Source organism: Microcystis viridis FACHB-1342 (genome assembly GCF_014698335.1).
In the GTDB taxonomy this organism is placed as follows: Bacteria; Cyanobacteriota; Cyanobacteriia; order Cyanobacteriales; family Microcystaceae; genus Microcystis; species Microcystis ichthyoblabe_A.
On record NZ_JACJSV010000071.1, the window covers coordinates 1 to 26,056 of the forward strand.

Sequence of the window (26,056 nt, forward strand, 5' to 3'; positions counted from 1 at the left end):
CGTCAGTTTGTGATCAATCCCACTAATAAAACCGTCTCTGACGAAACCAAACAATTAATTGATAAACTCTTGCTCGAACGAATTTCCTTACGAGGAATTGCCAGAGTAACAGGGGTAAGTTGGTCATGTTTACAAAATTATGTCAACAATAAATTGGCATCTGTCCCACGTCAAATAAAGGTTTCGGACAAACTAAAAGGTAAATTAGTTACAAAATGTGATGAGATGTGGTCTTTTGTTTTTTCTAAAACAATCAAGGTTTATATTTGGCGGTTAATTGATAGAAAAACAAGGGAAATTATTGGTTGCTATGCGCGGAGATAGGAGTCGTCAATCAGCTAAAAAACTTTGGGGCCAGTTTACCAGGTGTTTACCGACAATGCACTGTTGCTTACACAGACTTTTGGGAGTCCTATAAGACAGTAATTCCTAGTAAACGTCATCGGGCAGTCGGAAAAGAAACTGGTCAAACTAATCCTATTGAAAGATTAAATAATACCTTTCGACAAAGGATTTCTCGGCTGGTGAGAGAGAGTCTATCTTTCTCTAAAAAAATGGAGAATCACCTTGGGGAACCCTTTGGTATTTTATCCATGACTACAATGCACAGCAAAGCAAAGGATTAAGCCGCCATCACTACTACCGAATCACCACCAAACTGGTTTCTCGCAAGGCTTTCAAAATAGCTTGACATAAAACCTGATTTAGGGGTTACAAAGGTGAGATGCTCCCGGTTTTAACCTTGTACAGGTTAGAGGGTTATGATTCTTTAACAAAGGGAATTGACCACAATCAGCACAGCATCTCCCAATTATTGTCTTTAGGTCGCTAAAATTTCGTTTCTCGCCGTATTTCTCCTTTTTTCTTGAGAATGAAATAGCCCTACCCTTATTAAGGGGGGATAAAATTATGGGTGTATATCGTTAGCAAAGAGACAAACAAAGAGAGGCTATAGACTAATAAAAAATATGTCCCTTTTTGACAGAAAATATCTGGGAAGATTGCAACCAGCGAGACTCAAAAGAACTGAGATGAGTGGTGGTAATTAAGGTTTGAAAACGGTCTTCGATCGCATCTAATAATTGATTTTGTCGTTCGATATCTAATTCCGCTAAAACATCATCGAGGAGTAGTAGGGGAGGTTCCCCGATAATCTGCTCTAGTAACTGTAATTCCGCTAATTTCAAGGCTAAAACTAAGGTTCTTTGTTGTCCTTGGGAACCGTAGGATTTAGCGGGGTTTTGGTTAATTAAAAAATCCACTTCATCCCGGTGGGGACCGACTACCGATGTCCCTAGCTGTTTCTCGGCCAAACGACGGGTTTCAATTTTATCTAAAAAAGCTGTTTGTACCCCATTGACATCATCTTCTACCCAAGGCACATTGGGAATATATTGTAATTCTAGATATTCAGTTTTTCCGCTAATACTTTCGTGCCATTTTTGAGCTAAAGGAATTAATCTTTGCAGGACTCGCGCCCTTCTTCTCGTAACTCTTGAACCAGTTTCTGCTAATTGTAAATCCCAGAGTTTTAGTTGGGATAAATCCGCATAAACTTTTCCCTCTAATTCCTGTTTACGAATCTCTTTTAAAAGAGCGTTCCTTTGTCGTAAAACCTGATTATATTGCTGTAAAATATGAACGTATAGGGGTTCTAATTGAATTAATAAAGTATCTAACCAATCTCGGCGAGCTTCCGGACCACCGCGCACTAAATCCAGATCGAGACTAGAAAATTGTACCGCATTAATCACGCCCAAAAAATCGAGATGACGGCGCAGGGGTTGACGGTCACGGATCACGGTGCGACGACCGGAAGAACGGAGAATTAAACTTAATTCTGATGCTCCATAAAGACGATTAACCCTAGCAAAAATTCTCGCCTCCGAGTCCGATTCTAGCACTAGATCCCGATCCTTGCTGACTCGATGGCTCTTGAGAGTGGCCAAAAGTTCGATCGCTTCTAGTAAATTGGATTTTCCCTGAGCATTATTGCCCAATAATATTGTTTTTTTGGACTCGAATTTTAGCAACTGTTCGGCATAATTTCTAAAACTGTGAAGGTGCAGGTGTTCGAGATACATTGCAAGTTGGGGGTTAAGTATTGGGGGTGGGAGAGTGGGGAGAAAACAACTGATAACTGATCACTGATAACTGATCACTGATCACTGATAATGGCAGCGGCTGAGGGTTAAGTGAATTTGCTATAATTCTCCTTGACAATCAATATTTTATAGTAGCTTTTACCTTGAAGATTCCCTTTTTGCCTTTAAAACAGACTGAAAGTCTATCTAAACTCGCTTTGATTGCTATACTCGCTTTTGATGCTTCTGTGTCTCTCGCAGGACAATTTCCCGATGGCAGAGTATTTTTTGAGAGTTCTCCCACTCTGGTTAATTTCTTCGCTACTTTCCAATCCGTGCGTGCTTGGGGTGCAAAATACTATCTTACCATCGCTCTGCCGCCGTCTCTCGGGGCGCCCTTGGGCAAAGTAACTATACAACAGCAGCCTAATATTCAAACTATTGCTTTTCTTGTTGATCAAACCTTTGCTTTTCTTGGCGATCGCAATCAGCGAGGCGAAAAATTAACCCTAAAATCCACTACTTTTGACCCCAATACTCAGACGATTACGGTCATTTTTGATCCTCCTGTCCCCCCCGGTAATACCGTTTCCATCGGTCTGAAACCAGTACGAAATCCCGATTATGGTGGTGTCTATCAGTTTGGAATTACTGCTTATCCCCCCGGAGACAATTCTCCCGGATTAGCTCTAGGAGTCGGACGTTTAACAATTTACGATGCTGGCGATCGTTGGTAGGCCGTTCTGCGTCTAAAAACAGTAATCAGTGAGCAGTAAAAAGACAGTAGGAAACCTCAGTTCCCTGACTTCGTTGTTCATTTGAGGTCAGGGATTAAGCGTTTGCTTGACCCAAATTCGGAATTGTTTTAATGCCATTGCACTACCGATTTTTTGACTATTTTGTAGCGTTCCTGGAATTTTTTCTATTAGATTAAATTGAGAAAATAGTCGGCTTTGGCAAGATTCAACGTATTCTGATCCTTGCAAAACATTGATTTCCAGTCTCTCCCCATCATATCGCCACAATTCAGGAACACCCAATCGCTCATAATTATTAAATCGGGTTCGCTTAGTAATATCAATCTCAATTGCTAAATCGGGAGGGGGATCAATCGCCAAATCAAGGCGCGTTTTTCCCCGAATAGCATGACAATTTTCGATATAAAAAGACTCATCTGGTTCTATTCCTTGATCCATTTTATGATTTTTAAAGGTTGTCGATCCAGCGGGTTCATAGTCTAACTCTAATTCATCTAGGAGAACTTTAACCAAATCCCCGATTAAAACTTTGGTGTTTTCATGAATAAAAAGAGGAGTCATTGCTTCTAAAGTTCCCTGACTATAAGATAGACGAATTGACCGTCGATCTCCCAATTCGTCAAGAATTGTTTCATAATCTTGCCAAGTGAGTGAAGTTAACAACAGGCGATCGCCTGGGGTAACAGTTAGTTGTTTTAATGCTAATAACATCAGAATTTGTCGCCTAAGTTCTTATGATTGGGCGGTTTAGTCAGTATTTAACTTTTTTCTACCTTAGACTATATATAGCAGTTTTCATCAGAATGAGGCATGGGCAAGGGGCTTAAACTCTTGGTTGGCAAAACTTGTCGATACCTCAGTAACCTGAAAAGCTCTATATGCAAACTGAAAACTCCCATCTGATCACTGATCGAGGAGAACTTCCCACCCGTCTGAGTTTTAGAAAAATTTAACTTTATTCAATCCATGAACATCTGTTCAGATGTTATACTAAAGTCAGTAAAGAAGTTCCGAGGTAGTAACCATGATCGCTGTCACCACCATGAAATGTGCTTGTGAATCCTGTACGTGTCAAGTATCGATCGCCGATGCCATCAAAGAAAACGATAAATACTACTGTTCCCAAGCTTGTGCCGATGGTCACGTTAAAGGGAAAGGCTGTGGACACCAGAGTTGTATTTGCGGTTAAATTTAGTTATTGGGGAGAAGGGGACAAGTATCGGCATGGAAGATTCGATCGATACCTCCCTTTCTCAACTTTCCCTTAATAACCGATCAGGAAAAAATATGGCCCTAGAGAAAATAGCACCGGTTTGTGGGGAATCCCATCACCAAGAGGCGAAATTCCAGCACTTGCAGGGATTAGAAATCGAAAAAGCCCAAAAAATGGCCGAATTTTTCAGCCTTTTGGGGGATGCCAACCGCCTAAGAATTCTGTCGCTTTTAGCCAAACAAGAATTATGTGTTTGTGACTTAGCCGACGACTTAGGGATGAGTGAATCGGCCGTATCGCACCAGTTAAGAACCCTAAGAGCCTTAAGATTAGTTAAATACCAAAAACAGGGACGGAGAGTCTTTTATCGTCTTGCCGATCATCATGTTCTTGACCTTTATTACGCGGTCTCGGAACATTTAGAAGAGCCAGCGGACGAGGATTAAAACAGTCCCAAAGCGGGTAAAACAAACTGTAGGAGCAGAGAACCAATCCCCTGCACCATTTGGTCTAATTGAGCGTTGCCACCACCTTGTTCTCGCGGTTTTAGGGCGATTTCCATGCCTTTAATAAAATTCTCTGCCGCTTCGTAACCGGGGGTATTACCTTGTCGTTCAAAGAGAGTCGAAGCCATTTGAGCGTCCTGGGCCGCTAGAGCATTTTGTCCCAGACGATAGTGAGCCATGGCCCGGGCCAGATAAGCTGGAGCATATTCCGAGTTAATTGTCAAGGCTTTATTAAAATTTTCTATAGCGGCGCTGGTGCGTCCCTGTTTTCCTTCCACCATCCCTAGACCGTAGAATAGTTCAGGAGTACCAGCACTACTGGGAATTCCCACCGCACCCTGCACGTATGCAGTGTCTAGTTTGGTGTTGTCAAGGTTAGCATTATTGAGATAAGCGCCTCTTAAATCCGCACCCGTCAAGATTGCCCCGCTTAAGTTCGCTCCAGTCAGATTAGCACCAAAGAAAGAAGCACCAGTTAAATTAGCACCACTCAGATCCGCTCCACTTAAATTAGCTTGACTAAGATTGGCCCCGACGAGATTGGCCCCATTTAATTTTGCCCCAGTTAGATTCGATTGCACTAACCCCGAACCGCTCAGATCACATTGGGGACATTGTCGGGTGGATAATAATTGCTGTAGATGGTTTAAATCTTCCCCATAACCAACTAGGGACAAGTTCAGGGGAAGACTGAGGAGGAGGGTTAGGGCGATCGATTTGTACATAGTTTAAAAATAACTCTAGTTATTATTATTGATAATAACCATGCGATCGGGGCTAATCGCTGAACTAGATTCTGCTTGAGAAATCAGCCCTTGTCCACTAAAATAGGAGATTAGAGGCTCTTAAGGTCAGAAGAAGCGACAAAATCGAGATTTGTTACCTTTTCAACAGCAGGTTTTTTAGAGGAATTTCCCTATTTTATAATGACTACTCTACACGGTAATTGGCTGATTGGTTCGCAGGATAGTGTTTTTTTTCTTTGGGGTGAACAGTGGCAAGGGAAGGAATTAAGTGAAACAAAGGAAAATCATCCTTTTTGTCTAGAATCTGGGGCATTAGCCCAATTTATCCAGAAATTTTCTCCTCAGCTTGACTGCTATTCTCCAGAATCAATCAAGCTCAGTTTGCCTAGTTATTCCCCCCCAAGGAAAAAATATTTTTTACCGCTGCTGTCGGGGCAAATTCTCGAACCCACAGCTAAATCCTTGTCTTGGCAACCATGGCAGGTATCGGGATTAACTTTTTCTGCGGGGATGATAATACAGTTATGGGAGAAATTACCCCTAGCTAAGGCCGAATTTATCGGCAATGATCTACGATTTTGGCTGTATTTGCACCGTTGGAGTTTAGATTTATTAGCAAGGGGGAAATTTTTAGCGGGAATAAATCAGGGTGAAAGTTGCTGGTATCCGCTGCTAGATAGTACCATCGATCGCACTCGTTTAGCTAAGTTTATCCAAACCATCCCCCCGGTTTGTCTTGCCTATCAAGAAAATAGCGAACCACAAACAATTATTCTCGATTGCTTAAAAAATATTGTCGATGCTCGTTTGCGACAAAAAATAGATAGTACTGTTAATATTTCCCCCTCATTGATGGTAAAACCCTGGCTACAATCTTTAAGCGGTGATCATCATGACATTGCTTTAGAAGCCAAGAATTTACAGCGTCTAGAAAATGCTTATAATAACTGGGTGTTTCCTATCCAAGAAAGTTTAGTTAATGGCAATAATCGCCAATTAATCGAGAATCAATACCGTGTCTGTTTATCTTTACAACCTCCCAGATTAGGGACAGCGTGGAAACTAACCTATTATTTACAAGCGTTAGATGATCCCGAATTTCTCATTAGTGCCAAGTTGATTTGGTTAGAGGGGAAAGAAAGTTATCATAGTTATCAAAGAGTTGTCAATAATCCCCAGGAAATTCTCTTAAAAGGATTAGGATTAGCATCGCGATTGTACGAACCAATTAGAATTAGTTTAGAGCAGAGACACCCAGAGGAATGTTCTCTTGATTCGATCGAAGTTTATCAGTTTATTCGCTCGATCGCTTGGCAATTGCAAGATCAGGGATTAGGGGTAATTTTACCAACGGGTTTAACTGCTGGTAGTAATGAACAAAGATTAGGAATTAAGATTGCTGCCAGTGTAACTCCCAAAAAAGGAGAAAGATTAAGTTTAACCAGTTTATTAAACTTTCAGCTTAAATTAGTGGTAGGGGAACAGGAAATATCGAAAAAAGATTTTGATAAGTTATTAGAGAAAAAATCGCCAGTGGTGGAAGTGGGGGGCAAATGGTTAATCCTACAACCTACGGATGTCAAAGCAGCTCAGGCAATTTTAAATAATACCATTACTCCCCTTAATCTCTCGGTAGAGGATGCCCTGCGCTTGAGTTCAGGAGATAATAATCTAATTGCTAAACTGCCGGTAGTTAATTTTCAAGCGGAGGGAGCATTAAAGGAATTAATTGATAATTTAAATAACAATCAAGGGATTCAATTAATCAACCCACCGCGGGAATTTCGGGGGGAATTACGTCCCTATCAAATCAAGGGAGTTAGTTGGTTAGCTTTCCTAGAAAAGTGGGGTTTAGGTGCTTGTTTAGCCGATGATATGGGTTTAGGAAAAACCCCGCAATTAATCGCTTTTTTACTAGCATTAAAAGAAGAGGATATGTTAGTTAATCCCGTGTTAGTGGTGGCTCCCACTTCTGTGGTTAATAACTGGGAACATGAGTTAAGAAAATTTGCTCCCACCCTGGCTGTTTTTGTGCATCATGGCGAAAAAAGATTAAAAGGTCAAGCTTTTGCTCAAGAGGTAAAAAATAAATCGGTTGTTATTACCAGTTATCCTTTAATCTATCGCGATCTGTCCACTTTGGAAGCAGTACAATGGCAAGGTTTAGTTTTAGATGAGGCTCAAAATATTAAAAACTCTACGGCTAAACAATCCCAAGCAGTGCGAAAAATACCCGCAGGATTTCGGATTGCCTTAACGGGAACTCCCGTAGAAAATCGCCTGACGGAATTATGGTCAATTTTGGATTTTCTCAATCCCAATTTTTTAGGAACTCAAGCCTTTTTCCAGCGTCGTTTTGCCCTTCCCATTGAAAAATACGGCGATCAAGAATCCCTGCATAATTTGCGTTCTCTTGTCCGTCCTTTTATTTTACGGAGATTAAAAACCGATAAAACTATTATCGAAGATTTACCAGAAAAACAGGAAATGAATATTTTTTGTGGTTTATCGAAAGAACAGGGACAACTTTATCAACAATTAGTCGAGAAAACCCTCCAGAAAATTGAAGAAACCCAAGGGATTCAGAAACATGGATTAATTTTAACCTTGCTAATGCAACTAAAACAAATTTGTAATCATCCCGGCCATTTTTTGAAAGAAAATAGTTTAGAAACCAGTCAAAGATCGGGAAAATTATTACGCTTAGAAGCCATGGTAGAGGAAGTGATAGCAGAAGGCGATCGAGCTTTAATTTTTACACAATTTGCCGAGTGGGGAAAACTCCTACAAACCCATCTCCAGAAAAAATTAGCCGAGGAAATATTATTTCTCTCCGGTTCTACCAAAACAAAAGATCGGGTAGAAATGATCGAGCGCTTTCAAAATGATCCCCAAGGACCAAAGATTTTTATTCTCTCCCTGAAAGCGGGGGGAACAGGATTAAATTTAACCCGCGCTAATCACGTTTTTCATATCGATCGTTGGTGGAATCCGGCCGTAGAAAATCAGGCCACTGATCGCGCTTTCCGCATCGGACAAAAACGTAATGTTCAGGTACATAAATTCATCTGTACGGGAACCCTAGAGGAACGCATTAATGAGATGATCGAAAGCAAGAAACAATTAGCGGAACAAACCGTAGATGCTGGGGAAAATTGGTTAACCGAATTAGATACCGATCGCCTACGAGATTTATTATTATTAGATCGATCGGCAATTATTGATGAAGAAGAAACCGATTAGAAGCGAACCACCTGATAAACCGTGGAACCATTCTCAAACAGAGGCCGATAGTAAATACCGCTGCAATTGTAATAAAGCGTATTGTCAGCCGTAATTGTGGTGCAGCCGTCTGGGATATAGGTGACAATTGCGCCGATTGGCGGGGCCACCACCGTGTAGGAACTGCCGCTAGGTTGAAGATAGATGCCGTCCGAGTAAATGTAGGAAGTAGAACCCACATAGACGGTATTGTAGTAGGGGGGGAGAGTAGCGATCGCTGAACCGATGACTAAGCCGGTGGTCAAACCCACCCAACCCCAACCCGGGGGGACGTAATAACCGCCACCGTACCAACCGCCACCACGCCAGTAACCGTTGCGATTATCGTCAATAAAGTTCTGACGGTTCTGTTGGCGATCGCTAACCTGCTGCTGCCGTTCCCCCTGTCTTTCGGTGCGTTCCCCTTGACGGGTATCGGTTCTTTCGGTGCGTTCGTTCTGCCGTTCCCCCTGTCTTTCGCTACGTTCCCCTTGACGGTTTTGTTGACTGGTTTGCCGTTCCCCCTGTCTTTCGGTGCGTTCCCCTTGACGGTTTTGTTGACTGGTTTGTCTTTCCCCCTGTCTTTCCGTGCGTTCCCCTTGACGGTTTTGTTGACTGGTTTGCCGTTCCCCCTGTCTTCCAGAAAAATCTCTAGAGGTTTGGGAACGATTACTAAAATTCCCTCGGTTTTGCAGATTACTACTGCGGTTAACCCGTGGGGAAGCTCCACCACCGCCACCGCTACGACCACCGCCACCGCCACCGCGAGCGTCCACATAATCCGTGATCAGTAAACTTGTACCCAAAAGGAGGGCGGCAAGAACACATAAGTTTTGACATAAAGATCTTTTCATGGCCCGGACTCCTTGATTTTTTTATTCGCCTTGGCTGCTTATCTTCCCAGATTATTTTCTGCAAGCGTTCGACGGTTTCTGGTGCAAAAAAACGCTCTCCTGTTTCTACACAAACTCTGGCGGGAACATTTTCTATGATAAATCTGGGTTGCGTTCGGATAGAGTAAGGCTTTTGATAAGAGACTTGCGCTTTGATAATCTACCTTTTGGGCGAACGCAGTTCGCCCCTACATTGTGCATAAAATCCGTTACTGTAGGGGCGCAAAGCTTGCGCCCTCCGATCGATCAGGTTTGCTGATCACTCTAAGTAGGGGGAGAGCCTTCGACAGCCTCCGCAGCTAAGGGACTTGCGCTTTGATAATATGCCATCTGGCTGGTCTGACTCTTCTACAGAGCGATTTTCTGGCTGGGATATTATTCCCACGCAAGCCCCTAATGTCCCGATTAGAAAAGAATCGGCTTAATTCTTCTGAGAACATCCTGGAGCAACCGTTCTGGACACTTGCCGATAAAGCTCGCTTTTCTCCCTCGGAAGTCCAACGATCGCAGTTGATCTACCATGATAACTCCTGTCACTGCCTCTCCATCTGGAATCTTGACGTAGAAAGGGTTCTGGCGTTGCGTATTGCTGACCGGACAGACAAAGGCAAAACCAATCTTGCGATTAAAATCAATATGGCTTACCACCAGTGCTGGACGATTACCCATTTGCTCATGCCCAATTTGTGGGTCGAAGCTCAACCGCAGGAAATCTCCACGTTCTGGAATGTATGTCACCAAACCTCCTCTCCCATCGGTCGTCCCCAATCCACTTCCGGCTCCGGTGATTCAACAACCCCAGCCAGTAGTTCTTCTAGACTTAACTCAGGCAAGGCTTGAATTAGCTCAATTACTAGCTTTCCGTTTTCCACAGAACATTCAACAACGTCCTTAGGATTGAGGTTTAGTGCTTCCACCGCGTACTTGGGAATCCGAATCGCTAAAGAATTACCCCAGCGTCGAATCTGCGACTTCATGATCCCACCTCGAATTCGTTAGATATTCAAAGTATATCAAAACGCTGATTTAGGGGAATACCGACAAGCGATCGCGTTTTATGAACGGGCTTTATGGCTGGGATTGATTATTCCTAGGGGGTAGAAGTTCGATAGGGATCGACTCTGATCCCGGTTGGAAAGTGAAAGTATCGGCGGGTGTACTGGGATTAAAATTCCAATCGGATAATATTGCCGTGTACTGGGGTGAACCGGGTAGAGTTTTATAGGTGATAATCGCTTTTCTCATTAGGGGGGTGGCATCCTGCGTGACCCAGATTTGATAGTCGCGATCGCTACCGATCAGCAGCAGGTGATACATCGGTTCGCGGTTGACCATGTCGTTGCCGATAAAAATAATTTGCTTGACATCGGCCATTAGCTCTGCACAGGGATCGTTCGCTGCCAGATTTGACATGGGAATGCTGATCCCGTACTTTTGTTCTACTTGGTCTAAGGCTTCATCTAGAGTATTCGGTGCTGGTTTCGTGACGTATAGATCCCGTTCCAGATCCGCAAGGGTGAAGGTTTTACCATCGTAAAAAAAGCGGGTAACTCGTTCATCCCCAGTGTAGTCCGAGCGCAGGCGATCGGGTTTCTCTACCCAGATGTTTTGATAGGCGCTGTACTGAACTTTCGCCCCAGAGTCGAGTACATCGTCATAGGTGACATCCATCTTGACGGTGAACGCTCGCTGTTTGGTTAAATTAGCACAGAGTTGCTCGATCACTTGTTCCGCCGTTTTTGGGCGGATTTCCTGGGCCAGAGTGGGGATTTCCGCCAAGACTGCCGCAGCAGTGACCCAAGGCAAAAGCAAAGAAAGAATCGGGATAAAGCGACGCATAATCATCTAATATTCCCCCAGGGCGATCAATTGTTTTGGTTAACGACCATTGTGTAAACTGACTAAACGAGCGATAAAAACGGCGGGATAGAGAACTCCAGTCATTCCTTCTAAATTGGCTAGAACTCTAGCGATTTTACTGGTAGGAACTATATCACCGTAGCCAACCGTAGCCAGGGTAGTAAAGCTGAAATGAAGTAGATCCGCCTGGTTGACGGTTTTAGCGGCGGAGCTAAAGGAATCGGGGTCGAAAATCTGGACGATATTATAAGCGGATGCCCAGAAAAATCCCAAGAGAAAATAGACACAAATTCCCCCTTTGATGATATCAGATGTGACCTGTTCGGCGAGAATTAATTCTAGTAAAATCGAGTACACACATAAACTAACAAAAGCTAGAGAAATTAATGTACTAGATAGCTCGAACCAACGGTTGAAATCGCTATAAATAGGGATAATCGTGCTGAATGCTCGCAGGAGGAGGGCAATCAAAAACAGACCGATATTAAATCTTAAAGCCAATTTACTTCGATCGATCTGATAGACGGCGATGATCAGAGAGAGGGAGAAGAAAAAGAAAATCAGCCAATCTCCCAGGGGTAGATATACTAAAAACGGGTAAATAATGTAGAGCGAGAGCAGATTTGCCAGCAGCCGATTGTATTTATTTTCTGTTGCCCGCATCAATTGACGGAATTTCATAGCAGCGAACCTTTAATTGGCTTAACCATATACCAAGTCTCGTTTTGAGGAATTTTCTCTCTATTCTAACTCTCCTCCTCTGACAGAAGATAAATAAGTTAGATCGTAGCGTTCAGATTTTAGCATAGAGTACAAGTAACCCGTGTTAAGCTGTCGATCTAACAACAAAGCTTAACAGCTGCAATGGAGCGCAGCAGAATTGCCATCCAGTGCAGCACATTAGAATTCTTGCAAATTAATTATATGTTATAAGATTCGGTTAACTAATTTTCCCAAAAAAAATAGTTAATTAATATATTTGTTCTGAATGAAAACCAGAAGTTTAACTTTTAACTCAAAATTCTTTAGATATGCTTGAATTTGGTTGTCAAAACCTCTTTATTTAAGCAGCACAAACTCTCTCAATTTTTATAATTGAGAATAAATTCTCCTGACTAATTACAATTCTCCTTCACTGGATTAATGTTTGGCAACTTTTAATAAGCTGCTACACCTATCCCTAACTCATAGTTATAAATAGCTGGTTATAATTAAATTAAAAATGGATTTTAGGTTCGATCCCCCCTGCCCCCCTTGATAAGGGGGGTGCCGATAGGCGGGGGTTACGGTAAACTCAGAGGGGGAATATATCCCCTATCTGGTTTTAATCTGAACTGAGGTTAACCACAGCTAATTCTAATGTTTGCCCTTCCTTTTCTAGCTCCTTTTTACTAAAACTTAACACCTCATCCAGACAATCAATTACCACCGTATCCCCTTCCATAAAAGCTTGTTCGAGAATTTTTGTGGCTAAAGGATTCTCTAACTCCCGTTGGATAGCACGTTTTAAAGGTCGCGCACCGTAGGTGGGATCGTAACCAACAGTAACGATATGATTTTCTGCAGCCGTAGTTAATTCTAGATTGATTTTTTGTTCTCCTAATAATCTTTCCAGACGCTGTAATTGCAGACGAACAATATAACGCAATTCTTCTTTTTTCAGGGTATGGAAAATAATTAAATCGTCGATACGATTCAAAAATTCGGGACGAAAATGACTCCGCAAAGCTGTTAAAACCCGTTTCCGCATCTCCTCATAATCGGCATCTTCGGAAACATTTAAAATATGGTCACTGCCAATATTACTGGTCATGACGATAATCGTATTCCGAAAATCCACCACTCGCCCCTGAGAGTCGGTAATGCGCCCATCGTCAAGCACTTGTAATAAAATGTTAAAAACATCCCGATGGGCCTTCTCCACTTCATCCAATAAAACCACAGAATAGGGACGACGACGCACCGCTTCCGATAGTTGTCCCCCTTCCTCGTAACCCACATAACCCGGAGGAGCGCCGATTAACCGCGAAACCGCGTGTTTTTCCATGTATTCCGACATATCGATGCGAACCATGGCTTCCTCGGAGTCGAACAGTAACCCCGCCAAGGCCCGCGCTAACTCGGTTTTACCCACTCCTGTGGGTCCCATAAATAGGAATGAACCAATCGGACGGGAGGGATCTTTCATTCCTGCGCGTGCGCGTCGAATCGCCGCTGCTACTGCCGTGACCGCTTCATTTTGTCCGACCACTTTTTTCTGTAAATGAGACTCTAATTCTAATAATTTTTGTCGTTCCGATTCCATTAAACGATTGACGGGAATTCCTGTCCACCGGGCAACTATTTCGGCGATATCGGCATCAGTTACCTGTTGTCTTAACAGGGTCGAACCTGCCGCTTGAATAGTTTCTAGCTCTTTTTCTTTTACTTCTAATTCCCCCTGTAAAATCTCTAGTTTGCCATACTTTAATTGGGCCGCTTTATTGAGATCATAAGCTCGTTCCGCCTGTTCCACCTGTAGGCGCAATTGTTCTTCTTCCTCTCGTAATAATTTAATTTCCTCGGCGATATGTTTTTCCGTTTGCCATTGGTCAGCGAGAGGCTTTTGTTTACTTTCTAATTCCTCAATTTCTTCGATAATTCTTTCTAAACGCTCTTGAAAAGCTCGATCTTTTTTCTCCTCTTTTTCTAAGGAGAATTTTTCCATCTGTAACTGCATTAAGCGACGATCTATCATTTCCAAATCGGCGGGTTTAGTGGTACTTTCTACCTCTAATTTTGCCGCCGCTTCATCGACTAAATCGATCGCTTTATCTGGTAAAAAACGATCGCTAATATAACGATGGGATAAGGTAGCTGCTGCCACTAGGGCCGAATCGGTAATTGTCACCCCATGATGCACCTCATAACGTTCTTTTAAACCCCGGAGAATTGAGATAGTATCCTCCACGGAAGGTTCCTTAATATAAACCTGTTGAAAACGTCTTTCTAAAGGAGGGTCTTTTTCAATATGATTGCGATATTCATCCAAAGTTGTCGCCCCAATACAGCGCAATTCTCCCCGAGCTAACATAGGTTTTAATAGGTTGCCCGCATCCATCGATCCTCCTTCCCTAGAACCCGCACCGACAACAGTATGCAGTTCATCAATAAAGAGAATAATTCGCCCTTCTGATTGGGTAACTTCTTTCATGACTGACCGCAATCTTTCCTCGAATTCGCCTCGATATTTTGCCCCAGCGATTAAACTTCCCATATCAAGGGAAATTAACTGACGATTTTTCAAAGATTCGGGAACATCTCCGTTAACAATCCTTTGGGCCAATCCTTCCGCAATAGCGGTTTTTCCTACTCCCGGTTCACCGATTAAAACCGGGTTATTTTTCGACCGTCGCGAGAGGACTTGTACCACCCGTCGAATTTCTTCATCACGACCGATAACCGGGTCTAATTTGCCTTCTTTGGCTGCTGCTGTTAAATCCCGGCCATATTTATCTAAAGCTTCGTATTTTTCCTCTTGATTGGGTTCAGTAACCTTTTGAGTACCGCGAATAGCTTTGATAGCTAATTCTAAATCTTGGGGGTCAAGATTGAAAGTGCGTAAACATTTCCGGCCCACCCTTTCATCTTCGGCAAAACCGACGAGAAGATGTTCCACGGAGATAAATTTATCTTGCCAACTTTCCCGGGATGCTTCCGCTCGATCGAGCAGCAGATCGAGACCACGACCTAGGTATAATTGATCGACGATGGCCACTTTCGGCTGTCGGTTGGTGAAGACTTCTAGCTGTTGTTGCAGTCGGGGAATTTCTATATTAGCTTTTTGTAAAATCCGGGTGGCTAGACCGTTATTCTGCTCTAGGAGGGCAATAATAACGTGTTCCACCTCTAAGGTCTGATTTTTAAAGCGTCGCGCAATTTCTTGCGATTTAACGATCGAATCCCAAGCTTGTTCGGTAAATTTATTCGAGTCTGTGGGTTGCATTCTGCACCAATGAGGAAAGCCAGTGTCAGAGGTATAGTATAGCAAGGAGTCTCGATCGATCACAAAGTTCCAGGCTCGACAAAGCGTCTGACTTGAAAGAGGGTGTGGGGTGTGGGGTGTAGGGTGTGGGGTGTGGGGTGTAGCGTGTAGGGTGTGGGGTGTGGGGAGAATAAATAAAAAAGTCTCCTATCTCCTATCTCCTGACTCCTATCTCCTGACTTGAAAATAGAAGCTGAAATAAGGCAAATTCGTCAATCATACGGCCATCCGTTGAGTATAGGCTACATATCAGGAGAGGCACTCCTGCGAGTGAAGTGACTCTCAAATTATTACAGATGCGTCAGCGGCTGCGTGTAAGCATCCCACCGAAAAACTAATGCGCGGGGGGTTTGGGGGGTAGAACCCCCCAAAAGCTTGGATTGAGTAATCAGATCTGAAGTAATACGGCCATCCGTTGAGTCTAGGCCACATATCAGGAAAGAAACTCCTGCAAAAGGGGGAATAAATAATCAGTTTTTAATAACCGGATTTAGGATCAGAATATTTTCATGCTTGACGGTGTAACTTGTTGCATCGGGACTGACTTATTTATCACTATTACCCAATTGGGTTAAAGCTGTCCCGGTGAGACGACAAATTTGCCACTCTTGGAAGACCTTAGCCCCCATTTTTCCATAAAAATCGATCGCCAGTTGATTCCACTCTAAGACAGTCCATTCTAAAAGTCCTGCATCCCTAGCGACGGCAATTTTAGCCACAGCCATTAGTAAAGCTTTCCCGATACCTTGACTGCGATAATCGGGTAAAACGAAGATATCTTCTAGGTAAATCCCCGGTTTAGTTATAAAGGTGGAATAGTTAGTAAAAAATAGGGCAAAACCGACTATTTTACCCTCTACTTCCGCCACCAATGCTTCGATGTAGGGTTTTTCTCCGAATAAATGCTCCCCTAAAGCTTGACTATTTCCTGTCATTAAATGGCTGAGTTCTTGATAGGCCGCTAAGGCGACAATTAAGTCAAAAATAGCCTTGACATCGGTAGCAACGGCGGCACGGATGGAATAGTTCATGATTGCTGGTCAAATCTTGATTTTAATGCTGATGATGTTTATGGGGGGATTCAGCAGGGGGAGAATTAAGATTGGAAAAATGGCCGTTATTTAATCCCATCCCAACGCTACCAATACTGAAAAGTCCCATGGACACAAAACCGGCCGCAATTGTCCCCATGGCCACGGTTCCAATGGAAACTATTCCCATAGGAACAATACCGATGGAAATAACGCCCATGGGAACAATGCCAATAGAAATTATACCAGTGGGGGCAATACCGATCGACAACCATTTTCGTCCGGAATTACCACAACTATTCTCTTTTTCTTGACCTAGATTGGAATCCATGTTTAACCCCGAAGATGCTTTGAGCCTTACCATCCTAGGTTAGGGGTAGAATTCTTGTCAAAAGACCGCTAGTCAAAATGAAAGTTAATTTTTTCTAAAAACTATTGACTTTTCATCTTAGTTATGCACTGGCGGGATACCGGCCACGTCGAGAATTTTTGGGACTAAATCCTCCCGTTTAATCGCCATGATGTGGACACCTTGGCATAACTGCTGGGCTAATTTTATTTGTTCGGCGGCGATTTTGATGCCTTCTTCGAGGGGATGGGCTGCATCGGCGAGTCTTTGAATGATATGGTCGGGAATTTGTACCCCCGGCACATTTTTATTTAAAAATACGGCGTTTTTAGCTGATTTTAACAGAAAAATCCCCGCTAGAATCGGTTTATCGGCCAGCGAGGCCACCTGCTGCATGAACTTATCAAGACACTCGAAATCCGTAACTAATTGACTTTGAAAAAACTGCGCTCCCGCTTCGATTTTACGCTCAAAACGGCGTTGAAGACCAGACCAACTTTTTGACTGCACATCAACGGCAGCCCCGGCAAAAAGTTCTAGGGAGCCATCGGGTAAAGATTTATCGTTAAAGTCAAAACCTTTATTTAATTTATCGATTAATTTTAACAAACGTACCGATTCTAGGTCAAAAACTGCCCTAGCTTGGGGGTGATCTCCTGCTTTGACCGGATCTCCAGTTAAAGCTAGTATATTTCTCAATCCCAAAGCATGAGCGCCCATTAGATCTGCTTGTAATCCGATCACATTGCGATCGCGGCAGGCCATTTGACAGATGGGTTCGATGTCGTGTTGATAGAGAATAGCGGAGGCAGCCAGAGAGGACATCCGCACTACGGCGCGACTGCCATCGGTAATATTAGCTGCATGAACGCGATTTTTTAGCCAGAGGGCCATTTCTAGCATATGACTGGTATTACCCCCTTTCGGGGGAGTAATCTCGGCTGTAATCAAAAATTCTTGGTCTTGAACCGCGCGTTGTAAACGAGTAGTCATCAATTTATCTAGGTTTTAACCATAAATTTTATAGTAGATTTAGCCCGGAAATGACTCGGAGGCAAGGAATGATCATCGGGCTGTTTTATACTGGTCGGTGTCAGCACCTGGCTGATATCAGATAAGTTAACTGGCAGGAAAAAATTTTTAATGTAGTATAATACACGGACAGTTTAACCAAATTCGTTTATAAGTGTAAAGGACAACCGATTCGATCGAGCGATCATGCAAACTCTTTCTCGTTTACCTACTAAAGACAAAGCCCTAATCATGACCCATCCCCTCAAAATCGTCGCTTTAGGTGATAGCCTTGTGTATGGCTATGGCGACCCCGTGGGTGGCGGTTGGGCCGAGCGCCTACGTCGTTTGTGGATGGAAAGTGCCGGTCATGCCCTGTATAATTTGGGGATTCGCGGCGATCGAGTGGTACAAGTGTCCGAACGTTTAGAACAGGAATTTCGTCTCAGGGGGGAAATTCGCAATCGTCTCCCCGATCTGATTCTTCTCTCCGTCGGTGTTAATGATACAGCCCGTTTAGGCCGGCCCGATGGTCGTACTTATACCGATCACGATCTTTTTCAAACTCAAATCGAACATTTACTCACCCGGGCCCGTTCTCTTTGCCCGGTTTTGTTTATAGGTATGATTCCGGTAGATGAGCGGAAAATGCCCTTTTTAGATTGCTTTTACTTCAACCATGGCGATCAGTATAGTTTTAAGGAAACCACTAAACAAGCTTGTCTAGAGCAAAATATTCCCTATCTCGATTTATTTGATCTCTGGATGAACCGGGGTGATCTGTGGTGCCAAGAAAGATTAATGCAAGATGGACTTCATCCCAATGTCCAGGGCTATCAATCAATTTTAGAGGATATTTTAAACTGGTCGCCCCTCACCTCCTTTGTCGGTGTGGATGGTTTTATTCAACCGTTTACAGGAATTGCAGAAAAGTGATCTCCTCTGTTCTCAGTGGTTCTAGCGGCGCTACGGAAACCGTAAGAGACAGTAAAGAAACTGGTCAAACTAATCCTATTGAAAGATTAAATAATCATCTTCGACAAAGAGTTTTTAGAGCGTCGGGGTCAGTGACCGTCTATATTGTAATGTAACCGAACTTACCCCCTACATATCTACTAAAATGCTGAACAGGCAATTGCGCTACTCGTTCAAAATGTAGTAAATTGAGGGGTAGAATTTGCTAATCATTGCTCTGAATTTGTGACTCAATAAATTCTCGAAAAGCTGAATCAAAAGTTAATTTTTTCAGACTATATTTGATCGTCATTTTCCAAAAACTAGCTTGACTATAGCGTTTCCTGTTCGCACGAGGTACATTGTCGATGGTGAAAAGCTTAATCAGCATCTCCCAATTATTGTCTTTAGGTCGCTAAAATTTCGTTTCTCGCCGTATTTCTCCTTTTTTCTTGAGAATGAAATAGCCCTACCCTTATTAAGGGGGGGATCTGACAGTTTTTAACACCTAACTACTTAATAAAACAGGCGGCAGGCCTGTTTCACTATTAGCTTCAGAATAATTAAGCCTACTTAATTTCGCGCACTACCGGCTTACCGTCGATAATTTCACCGACGAGAATCAGATCAGCAACCCCGACGAATAAACCATTTTCTAAAACCCCCGGCATATTATTAATAGTTCTTTCCAAATCAGCCGGATCATCGATACTATCAAATTTAACATCGATAACTAAATTGCCTTGATCTGTGACCACGGGGCCGGCTTTTTTCACCCCCATGCGCAGGGAAGGTTTACCACCGAGGGCCTCTAATTTCCGCATTACCGGAGTCATGGCCATAGGTAACACTTCCACCGGCAAAAGAAAAGTCGATCCCAACTTATCCACCAGCTTATTGCCATCCACCACCACGACGAAAATATCGGCGAGACTATCGACAATTTTCTCCTGAGTATGGGCAGCACCGCCGCCTTTAATCAGATTTTTCTGGGGATCCACCTCATCGGCCCCATCGATGGCGATATCCATCTTCACGATGACATCGAGGGTAGTGAGGGGAATTCCGTACTTCCGGGCCAAAACCTGCGCTTGAAAAGAAGTAGGAACCCCGACAATATTGCTGATTTCCCCGCTTTGCAGTCTAGCACCGAGATATTCGATCGCGTAGGCCGTCGTTGAACCAGTTCCCAATCCCACGACCGAATTAGATTGAACTAGATTAGCGGCGGCCTTACCGACCTCCTGTTTCATAAGAATGACCGGATCGATTGCTGTCATGATGCACACTCCTAAAAGCGATGTTTTGAACCTCTTAGTTATCGGCTATCCCTTGCCCTCTTGTCAATGGAATTAGGGATTAGTGGCCTGAGCTGCTAACATTTCCTTGAGTTTAGCCAATTCATTCGCCCAACGGGGATCTGGCTGTAAAGCGTCACCATCGCTGGTAACTTTCGGGGCATTATTGCCACCCCGTTCAGCCTTGCGTTTTTTGCCGCCACCGCCACCACCACCACTGGATTTGCGCGGTGCCGCCGTCGTCGGTTTCGGAGTCGGTCTTTCGACTTTTTCCGGGGTTTCTACGCTGGCCTCCGGTCCGTCTGCTTCTTCTCCTTCTTCTTTACCTCCCTTGCTGCGGGGGAGAGCTTTCTCGATTTTGATCGGGTTTTCCATGAAGGATTGGCCGTTGTATTTTTCGATAAACTGGTCAGCTAGTTCATCGCTAGGGACGGTAACGAAGGCAAAACCGCGACATTTGCCGGTTTTGCGATCTTTGATGACTTTAGTGGTGATCGTATCCCCTTCATCGGCAAAAAGCGCCTGTAATTTTTCGCGCTCGACGGATTCTTTGGGCAAATTACCAACGTATAGACGAACGGACATGATGGATTCCTCCAAGTATAGGGTGATGTAAAAACTTGTGCGACATTCCGTGCCTGTATGCTGATTTTTTTAAGGCAAACAGAGCTAAGGAAGATATTTCCCAGCGATAAGCTTGTAGTTTCTGCACGATAGCGGCTGTGGCCGTCAATTTTGACTATCCTTAACGATTTCAACGAGAGGGACGGAATCTAGGGGTTACGTTTTTAGCTTTTAACAGGCCTAACCATTCAACTTACCCGATTTATGTCGCTCTTTTCGATTATTACAGAATGTTTCCACAATTTGTCAAATATTTTCTCTCGCTCTGAGCTGCCTAAGTATAACTACTTAAGTATTTGTTCACAGTAAGCAAAATTTTATGAAAACTCTTGCTAAATGTATCATTATATGCTTCTTTGCTTTTGGCGGCGGGGTATCCTAGCTAACAGGAGGGAGAAAGCAAAACCCTCTTTACAGATACATTGACACTTTGTCAAGTATTTGTTACATTAGTTAAAGAAAAGAGGTGATACCAATCACCCATCTCGCTTGTGATCAACCACTGTCTTCATTGAGGAGGAACACCATGTCTCAACCGATCGAACTTTCCTTAGAACAACAGTTCAACATTCGTTCTTTTCAGACTCAGGTAGAAAAAATGAGTCAGGAGCAAGCGCAGGACTTCCTGATCAAGCTCTACGAACAAATGATGGTCAGAGAAAATATGTACAAAGCTTTTCTCAAACACCAGTGGGGTCTAGATTCTAATCCCTGGGCCCCCCAGTAACTCATTTCACCCCTTCGGGCGACCTCTTTCTCCGGCTGGGTTTCTCCGGAAACGAGCTAGGGATGCGGGGCGCATTTCTTCACCTTTTTAGCTATTCTTAGGGAAGAATAACCGAACTGCTGGGGGTTAATTTATGTTCGAGCGCGCTTTGATCTGTACAGATCTTTTCGATGGTCTCCATCGTCTTGTCCATTGTGTGCCACACTTAGCCCTGAGCGGCTTAAAACAAGTTATCTTCCTCCACAGTATTCCGGTTTGGGAACAACCCACCCTAGCTGCCGTAGATCAAGCAAAAATTGACGCGGCCAAAGAAAAATTATCTCCAGCTTTAGCAAATATTCCCGACGGTATGACAGTTATTGTCGAAATCTCTAACCGTCGTCCCGTGGATGCCGTGCGGGAAATCCTCGCTAATCACTCTATTGACGTGATTTTGATGGGAAATCCCATGCGCGGTGCTGTCCAAGAAAAATTATTCGGTAGTACCAGTTTAGCGATCGCAGGTATTACCGATATTCCGCTGCTGATTTTCCGACCGCAATTATTATCAGTTTATACTCACGATGAATTGGCCCTGCGCTGTCAGCATCTCTGGAAACATTTATTAATTCCCTACGATGGCAGTCCCGACGCAATTTATCTAATTGAACAGATAGAAAAATACGCTCAAATCCGCGCCCCCGGCTCTTTTGAGCAATGTCTTCTCCTCCGGGTAGTAGAAAATATCAGTCGCGATCCCGGTGTCACCGAATACCGTTTTAATGATGCTCGTCGGGAATTAGAAGCGGTGCAAGCGCGACTAGAAAAACTCGGTTTGCAAGTAAAGAGCCAAGTGCGATCAGGAACACCTGTATTAGAAGTTTTGACGGCAGCAGAAGAAAATGATATAAGTGCGATCACAGTGGCCACCTGCCATCGTTCTAATATGTTGGAATGGTTAGCCGTGCGTCGGATTAATGAAGATATTCTTCATCAACTGTGGTTTCCGCTCTTATTTTTCTCACCGAAGGGATAGACTGGAAAAAGGCTCTCTTGGGGATAAACCACAAAGGTACAAAGGACAGAGAGAGGAAGACAAATTCGAGCGCTAAAACCTATCACAAAAAAGACAAGAGAGCCGCAAAAATTTGGAGGAAATTAACTTAAGTAAGTAGGGTCTGCTGAATAATGGTAAAACCCTTTTAAAATAAAGCTTTTGACCTGTTAAAGTCCGATGTTCATGCTGCGAAAATAGGATAGGGACTTTCAAAAACCTTGCATTATCCTTCTTGTAGTACATCGCTTGGTACAAAAAACAAGGGCAACAAAGCCTGAAACGACCGGCTACTGACTCGGAGACTCCTGACTCCTACCCCCAGGAAAAACTTTTTCAGCAGACCCTAAGTAGTTATAATTAAATTGAAGATGGATTTTGCCTCTGAGCTACCCTGCCCCTAACCTTAATCCCCCCTTGATAAGGGGGGTGTCTGATAATTTTTAATGCCTACCTACTTAATAATCAGAGGTTAAATTGGCTAAGTTAATCATTACTATTACCTCTCAAAGTATTCTACGATAGCTCTCGCTATCGATTCTGCACCATCTTTAGGCAGTTTAACCTTTAATCGTGGCGGTTGGGGGGCTTGGCGTAAAAAGTCCCAATTACCTTGAAAAAATTCTTCACTGCTAATGATTTGATGATAACTATAATCTTGGATTCCAGCCAATAAAATCGCTGATTCGGCGAAACCTTCTCGAATTAGGGAAACAATCGGCACCTCTAATTTTAAAGCCTCGGCAAAGGTACTATATCCCGGTTTGGAAATAATTCGATCGCACAGGGGCATAAAATCCACGGGACGATAGCTCCGATCTAGTTTATCCTGTAAGCGGACTAAATTGGGCAATTCGGGCGCGTTTTTTTCAAAAGTGATAAATTGCCAATCGGGAAAACTGGCGAGGTTATTATATGGAATTGCTTCTAATCCTAACCCCCCAAAACTCAATAAAATAGTTTTTTCTTTAGGGGCATTTAGCTTAAACTCCTGTCGCAATTGTTCTTCACTGTAGCGGGGTGTACCCCCGGTTAAATTTGCTTCTGTAATGTGAGGAAATGCTGTCATCGCTTCTGCTAAAGGCAGTTTAAATAAGCGATCACATTGATTATAACAACGACTGATCCAATCACTAATACTGGCAAATTCTTCACCCCAATCACGATAGATAAAATCCCAGCCAAAGTTACCAATCATCCAACAAGGAAGCCCCGCGCTTTTGGCAATTAGTGCCGCTAAAGGCGGTAAATCGGCCACAACTAAACCCACACGATTAGTTTTAATAAAATTAACTTCACTGGCAATAATTGCCCTTGATTGAGCAATTATTTGTTCTAATTTTTCTTTAGTAGCTAATTTATCCATCGTTAAACTATCCGATTGGATTACCCCCACATCAAACCCCCGGGGTCTTTGAATATATTCTCCGGATATATAGGAATCTAATAACCAGCGCGGGGCCGTGGTGACTAATATCGGCAAAATTTCGGGATTAAGTTCAATAATATTAGCTACTACTGAAGCACTGCGGACGGCATGGCCAAAACCATGATTAGTAACGGCAAAATAAACAACAGGACGAGACATATAGCAGTTATCTTAATGGTGAGATACGAAGTTTTCGTTTTGGGGAGACGGTCGACTCCGAGACTATGCCCTGTCAGATTATACTTTATCTTTACGAGAAAGGCTGTAATATCTAAGTAAAAGGTAAAAAGCAAAAAAGCGATTAAAATTCTCCCAGTTATTGGTCAAAATAATGCTTTCATCACTTTTGGCTATTAAAAAACGGTTCTTCGGTTTGTGTTATGCAATGTACGCGGGTTATAAGGGACGGAACCCTTATAGAGAAAAACGTTTGGCGATTTTTGTCAATTGTTTTTGATCTAGAGCGAACTAATCAATTAAATCTCTTGCCAGATAAGGATTTAGTTTATTTATGCCACCCTATCGAACCATAACAAGTAACGAAGAGCCTAAAAAACCCTCTCTTCGGGGAGAGGGTGAAGTGGGGTTTAGGAATTTTCCTCTAATCCAAAGACGCGATTAAAAGCTTTCAAGACTTTATAACCAGAATCGATCGATTCTAGCGGATCTTTCCGCAAACGGTGACGTAAACAGAGAACAATTACCCGACGGATATCATCTACCGTCACAGTGGTCCGTCCTTCCAAAGCGGCCAGAGCTTTAGCGGCGCGATTGGTAACGATATCGCCGCGCAATCCATCCACGTCCAACTCGGAACAAACCTCGGAAATTTTCACCCGCAGCTCATAATCAAGCTCCACGGAAGGCAAAAGATTTTGGGCCTCCACGAGCTTTCTTTGCAGTTCTTCCTGTTCTAAGTTATATTTCTCTAAAAACGAGAGGGGATTGCCATCAAATTCCGCACGCTGTTCCACGATTTTGACCCGTAGAGGTGGTTCTTTGACGGTGTGAATCTCGGCGTGCATTCCAAAGCGATCGAGCAGTTGTGGGCGCAATTCTCCCTCTTCTGGGTTGCCCGATCCCACCAAAACAAACCGGGCCGGGTGACGGATGGAAATTCCTTCCCGTTCCACCGTATTCCAACCACTAGCGGCCGAATCCAATAGCACATCGACGAGGTGATCGTCAAGTAAATTGACTTCATCCACATAGAGAATGCCGCGGTTAGCTTTGGCCAGCAAACCGGGTTCAAAAGCTTTTACCCCTTCTGACAGGGCCTTTTCGATGTCAATTGTGCCACAGACCCGATCCTCCGTCGCACCGAGGGGCAAATCTACCATAGTGACTTTTTTCTTGGCAATGGTCAAGGGGATGGCCTCGTCCACCCTTTGCCGCACCTCATCGCTCATTAAATCGGGATCATTGGGGTCAGAATTAAAGGGATCGTTAGCAACTACGTCAATTTCTGGTAAAAGGTCGGCTAAAGCCCTAATTGTGGTCGATTTTCCCGTACCTCGATCCCCCATAATCATCACCCCGCCAATTTTGGGGTCGATGACGTTGAGCATTAGGGATAATTTCATTTCTTCCTGGCCGACAATAGCGGTGAAGGGAAAAACCACGCGGCGAGTTTTCGTAGGAGCTTGGGGAGTCACGGTCATAAGTGGATTCAAAAGTCAAGAGTTGTTGCGTAAAGAATTATATCTAGTGGGGGTTCTAGCCGTCAGCTTTCAGCAAAGCTTTATCATTGTAAGTCTTTTTCCCTGCTTTTTAAGATCCAGCGCCAGAGGGGATGACCCGGCCCTTTGTCCCGAATTTTCTGCACCCGTTGCTCTAAGCGCAGTTTTTCTCTGGGGGAAAGTCCTAAAATAATGTTGCGACTTTGCCAGACTAATACTGCTCCTGTAATGGCAAGACAAAAGGCTAGACCGATAGAAGGCCAGTAATTGAAAGCTAAAGCGTATCTAAGGGCTGTCCAAGTAAAATATTGCCGCATTAAGGCTATATCATCCCATAAAACCCATAAACTCGCCGAACCAATCCCTAACCAACAACCCAACACGAATAACCAACGACCCCATACCGTCAGTCGATGTAATCTTTTGACCTGTTGCTGTAGTTCAAAATCGGCCATTTCAGTTATCAGTGAGCAGTAATTCAGTGGGGTGTGGGGTGTGGGGTGTGGGGTGTGGGGTGTGGGGAAGGAAACCTCTTTCATCTCTGGTGGTGAAAAATTTTTCATCGGGACTGAAATG

General features: G+C 43.5%; 25 protein-coding genes and 1 pseudogene. 9 read left to right on the forward strand and 17 right to left on the reverse strand.

Annotated elements, in window-relative coordinates:
• Positions 1 to 607 (forward strand): annotated as a pseudogene (locus tag H6G40_RS23490) (IS1 family transposase); the annotation flags it as partial.
• 349 nt (positions 608 to 956) lie between these two features.
• Here the strand turns inward: H6G40_RS23490 and recF are convergent.
• The gene (gene recF, locus H6G40_RS18850; protein ID WP_002747232.1) at positions 957 to 2,084 is read right to left on the reverse strand and encodes a DNA replication/repair protein RecF; all 1,128 of its coding nucleotides are present in this window, start codon (positions 2,082 to 2,084) and stop codon (positions 957 to 959) included.
• 164 nt (positions 2,085 to 2,248) lie between these two features.
• Between recF and H6G40_RS18855 the strand changes: the two genes are divergently transcribed.
• Complete coding sequence (locus H6G40_RS18855; RefSeq protein WP_002738348.1) at positions 2,249 to 2,821, forward strand: DUF2808 domain-containing protein; 573 nt, start codon at positions 2,249 to 2,251, stop codon at positions 2,819 to 2,821.
• Positions 2,822 to 2,908: 87 nt separating this feature from the next.
• On the opposite strand, the gene H6G40_RS18860 is transcribed toward H6G40_RS18855, so the two are convergent.
• Positions 2,909 to 3,553, reverse strand: coding sequence for a Uma2 family endonuclease (locus H6G40_RS18860; RefSeq protein ID WP_069474483.1), 645 nt, complete (start codon positions 3,551 to 3,553; stop codon positions 2,909 to 2,911).
• 313 nt (positions 3,554 to 3,866) lie between these two features.
• Between H6G40_RS18860 and H6G40_RS18865 the strand changes: the two genes are divergently transcribed.
• Positions 3,867 to 4,031: a metallothionein gene (locus H6G40_RS18865; protein WP_002778739.1), complete on the forward strand. Its 165-nt coding sequence runs from the start codon at positions 3,867 to 3,869 to the stop codon at positions 4,029 to 4,031.
• 35 nt (positions 4,032 to 4,066) lie between these two features.
• The gene (locus tag H6G40_RS18870) at positions 4,067 to 4,501 is read left to right on the forward strand and encodes an ArsR/SmtB family transcription factor (protein WP_002778737.1); all 435 of its coding nucleotides are present in this window, start codon (positions 4,067 to 4,069) and stop codon (positions 4,499 to 4,501) included.
• Here H6G40_RS18870 and H6G40_RS18875 read toward each other — a convergent pair.
• Positions 4,498 to 5,286 (reverse strand): pentapeptide repeat-containing protein, encoded by a 789-nt coding sequence (locus H6G40_RS18875; protein ID WP_002754957.1) that lies wholly within the window; start codon positions 5,284 to 5,286, stop codon positions 4,498 to 4,500. The genes H6G40_RS18870 and H6G40_RS18875 overlap by 4 nt on opposite strands.
• 201 nt (positions 5,287 to 5,487) lie before the next feature.
• Here H6G40_RS18875 and H6G40_RS18880 point away from each other — a divergent pair, with 201 nt between their 5' ends.
• Complete coding sequence (locus H6G40_RS18880) at positions 5,488 to 8,550, forward strand: DEAD/DEAH box helicase (RefSeq protein ID WP_069474484.1); 3,063 nt, start codon at positions 5,488 to 5,490, stop codon at positions 8,548 to 8,550.
• On the opposite strand, the gene H6G40_RS18885 is transcribed toward H6G40_RS18880, so the two are convergent.
• The 9 genes from H6G40_RS18885 to H6G40_RS18925 all read right to left on the reverse strand — a co-directional run bounded on the left by H6G40_RS18885 (position 8,547) and on the right by H6G40_RS18925 (position 17,718).
• Positions 8,547 to 9,422 (reverse strand): DUF6515 family protein, encoded by an 876-nt coding sequence (locus H6G40_RS18885; protein WP_069474485.1) that lies wholly within the window; start codon positions 9,420 to 9,422, stop codon positions 8,547 to 8,549. The genes H6G40_RS18880 and H6G40_RS18885 overlap by 4 nt on opposite strands.
• 444 nt (positions 9,423 to 9,866) lie before the next feature.
• Positions 9,867 to 10,199 carry a type II toxin-antitoxin system PemK/MazF family toxin gene (locus H6G40_RS18890; RefSeq protein ID WP_002778731.1) on the reverse strand — a complete coding sequence of 111 codons (333 nt, stop codon included), beginning with the start codon at positions 10,197 to 10,199 and terminating at the stop codon, positions 9,867 to 9,869.
• Positions 10,196 to 10,438: an AbrB/MazE/SpoVT family DNA-binding domain-containing protein gene (locus H6G40_RS18895; RefSeq protein WP_069474486.1), complete on the reverse strand. Its 243-nt coding sequence runs from the start codon at positions 10,436 to 10,438 to the stop codon at positions 10,196 to 10,198. Before H6G40_RS18895 ends, H6G40_RS18890 begins: the two co-directional genes overlap by 4 nt.
• A 91-nt stretch (positions 10,439 to 10,529) precedes the next feature.
• Entirely contained in the window at positions 10,530 to 11,306 is a 777-nt protein-coding gene (locus H6G40_RS18900; protein WP_190538142.1) for a DUF2092 domain-containing protein, read from the reverse strand.
• Positions 11,307 to 11,339: 33 nt separating this feature from the next.
• On the reverse strand, positions 11,340 to 12,002 hold the full coding sequence (locus H6G40_RS18905; protein ID WP_002791936.1) for a potassium channel family protein: 663 nt from the start codon (positions 12,000 to 12,002) through the stop codon (positions 11,340 to 11,342).
• A 643-nt stretch (positions 12,003 to 12,645) separates the two neighbouring features.
• Positions 12,646 to 15,306, reverse strand: coding sequence for an ATP-dependent chaperone ClpB (gene clpB, locus H6G40_RS18910; protein WP_069474487.1), 2,661 nt, complete (start codon positions 15,304 to 15,306; stop codon positions 12,646 to 12,648).
• A gap of 584 nt (positions 15,307 to 15,890) precedes the next feature.
• A complete protein-coding gene (locus tag H6G40_RS18915; RefSeq protein ID WP_002791932.1) occupies positions 15,891 to 16,376 on the reverse strand; it encodes a GNAT family N-acetyltransferase in 486 nt (161 codons plus the stop codon).
• A gap of 22 nt (positions 16,377 to 16,398) precedes the next feature.
• A complete protein-coding gene (locus H6G40_RS18920; protein ID WP_002759516.1) occupies positions 16,399 to 16,707 on the reverse strand; it encodes a hypothetical protein in 309 nt (102 codons plus the stop codon).
• 117 nt (positions 16,708 to 16,824) lie between these two features.
• Complete coding sequence (locus H6G40_RS18925) at positions 16,825 to 17,718, reverse strand: methylenetetrahydrofolate reductase (RefSeq protein WP_069474488.1); 894 nt, start codon at positions 17,716 to 17,718, stop codon at positions 16,825 to 16,827.
• Positions 17,719 to 17,943: 225 nt separating this feature from the next.
• On the opposite strand from H6G40_RS18925, the gene H6G40_RS18930 reads away from it, so the two are divergent.
• Positions 17,944 to 18,672, forward strand: coding sequence for a GDSL-type esterase/lipase family protein (locus H6G40_RS18930; RefSeq protein WP_002738930.1), 729 nt, complete (start codon positions 17,944 to 17,946; stop codon positions 18,670 to 18,672).
• Complete coding sequence (locus tag H6G40_RS18935; protein WP_002738827.1) at positions 18,669 to 18,827, forward strand: hypothetical protein; 159 nt, start codon at positions 18,669 to 18,671, stop codon at positions 18,825 to 18,827. The genes H6G40_RS18930 and H6G40_RS18935 overlap by 4 nt, the downstream gene beginning before the upstream one ends.
• Before the next feature lie 432 nt (positions 18,828 to 19,259).
• Here H6G40_RS18935 and rpiA read toward each other — a convergent pair whose 3' ends face one another.
• Both rpiA and H6G40_RS18945 read right to left on the reverse strand, forming a co-directional pair.
• Positions 19,260 to 19,970, reverse strand: a complete 711-nt coding sequence (rpiA, locus tag H6G40_RS18940) for a ribose-5-phosphate isomerase RpiA (protein ID WP_002738940.1) — start codon at positions 19,968 to 19,970, stop codon at positions 19,260 to 19,262.
• Positions 19,971 to 20,042: 72 nt separating this feature from the next.
• Entirely contained in the window at positions 20,043 to 20,573 is a 531-nt protein-coding gene (locus tag H6G40_RS18945) for an RNA recognition motif domain-containing protein (RefSeq protein WP_002738382.1), read from the reverse strand.
• 565 nt (positions 20,574 to 21,138) lie between these two features.
• Between H6G40_RS18945 and H6G40_RS18950 the strand changes: the two genes are divergently transcribed.
• Positions 21,139 to 21,339, forward strand: coding sequence for an NblA/ycf18 family protein (locus tag H6G40_RS18950; RefSeq protein WP_002739006.1), 201 nt, complete (start codon positions 21,139 to 21,141; stop codon positions 21,337 to 21,339).
• A 133-nt stretch (positions 21,340 to 21,472) separates the two neighbouring features.
• The gene (locus H6G40_RS18955; protein ID WP_002778715.1) at positions 21,473 to 22,354 is read left to right on the forward strand and encodes a universal stress protein; all 882 of its coding nucleotides are present in this window, start codon (positions 21,473 to 21,475) and stop codon (positions 22,352 to 22,354) included.
• Positions 22,355 to 22,871: 517 nt separating this feature from the next.
• Here H6G40_RS18955 and H6G40_RS18960 read toward each other — a convergent pair.
• The 3 genes from H6G40_RS18960 to H6G40_RS18970 form a co-directional block, all read right to left on the reverse strand.
• On the reverse strand, positions 22,872 to 23,960 hold the full coding sequence (locus H6G40_RS18960; RefSeq protein ID WP_069474490.1) for a glycosyltransferase family protein: 1,089 nt from the start codon (positions 23,958 to 23,960) through the stop codon (positions 22,872 to 22,874).
• A 428-nt stretch (positions 23,961 to 24,388) separates the two neighbouring features.
• Positions 24,389 to 25,462 (reverse strand): magnesium chelatase ATPase subunit I, encoded by a 1,074-nt coding sequence (bchI, locus tag H6G40_RS18965; protein WP_002738384.1) that lies wholly within the window; start codon positions 25,460 to 25,462, stop codon positions 24,389 to 24,391.
• Positions 25,463 to 25,545: 83 nt separating this feature from the next.
• The gene (locus H6G40_RS18970) at positions 25,546 to 25,935 is read right to left on the reverse strand and encodes a hypothetical protein (protein WP_002739300.1); all 390 of its coding nucleotides are present in this window, start codon (positions 25,933 to 25,935) and stop codon (positions 25,546 to 25,548) included.
• Between the last annotated feature and the right edge of the window lie 121 nt (positions 25,936 to 26,056).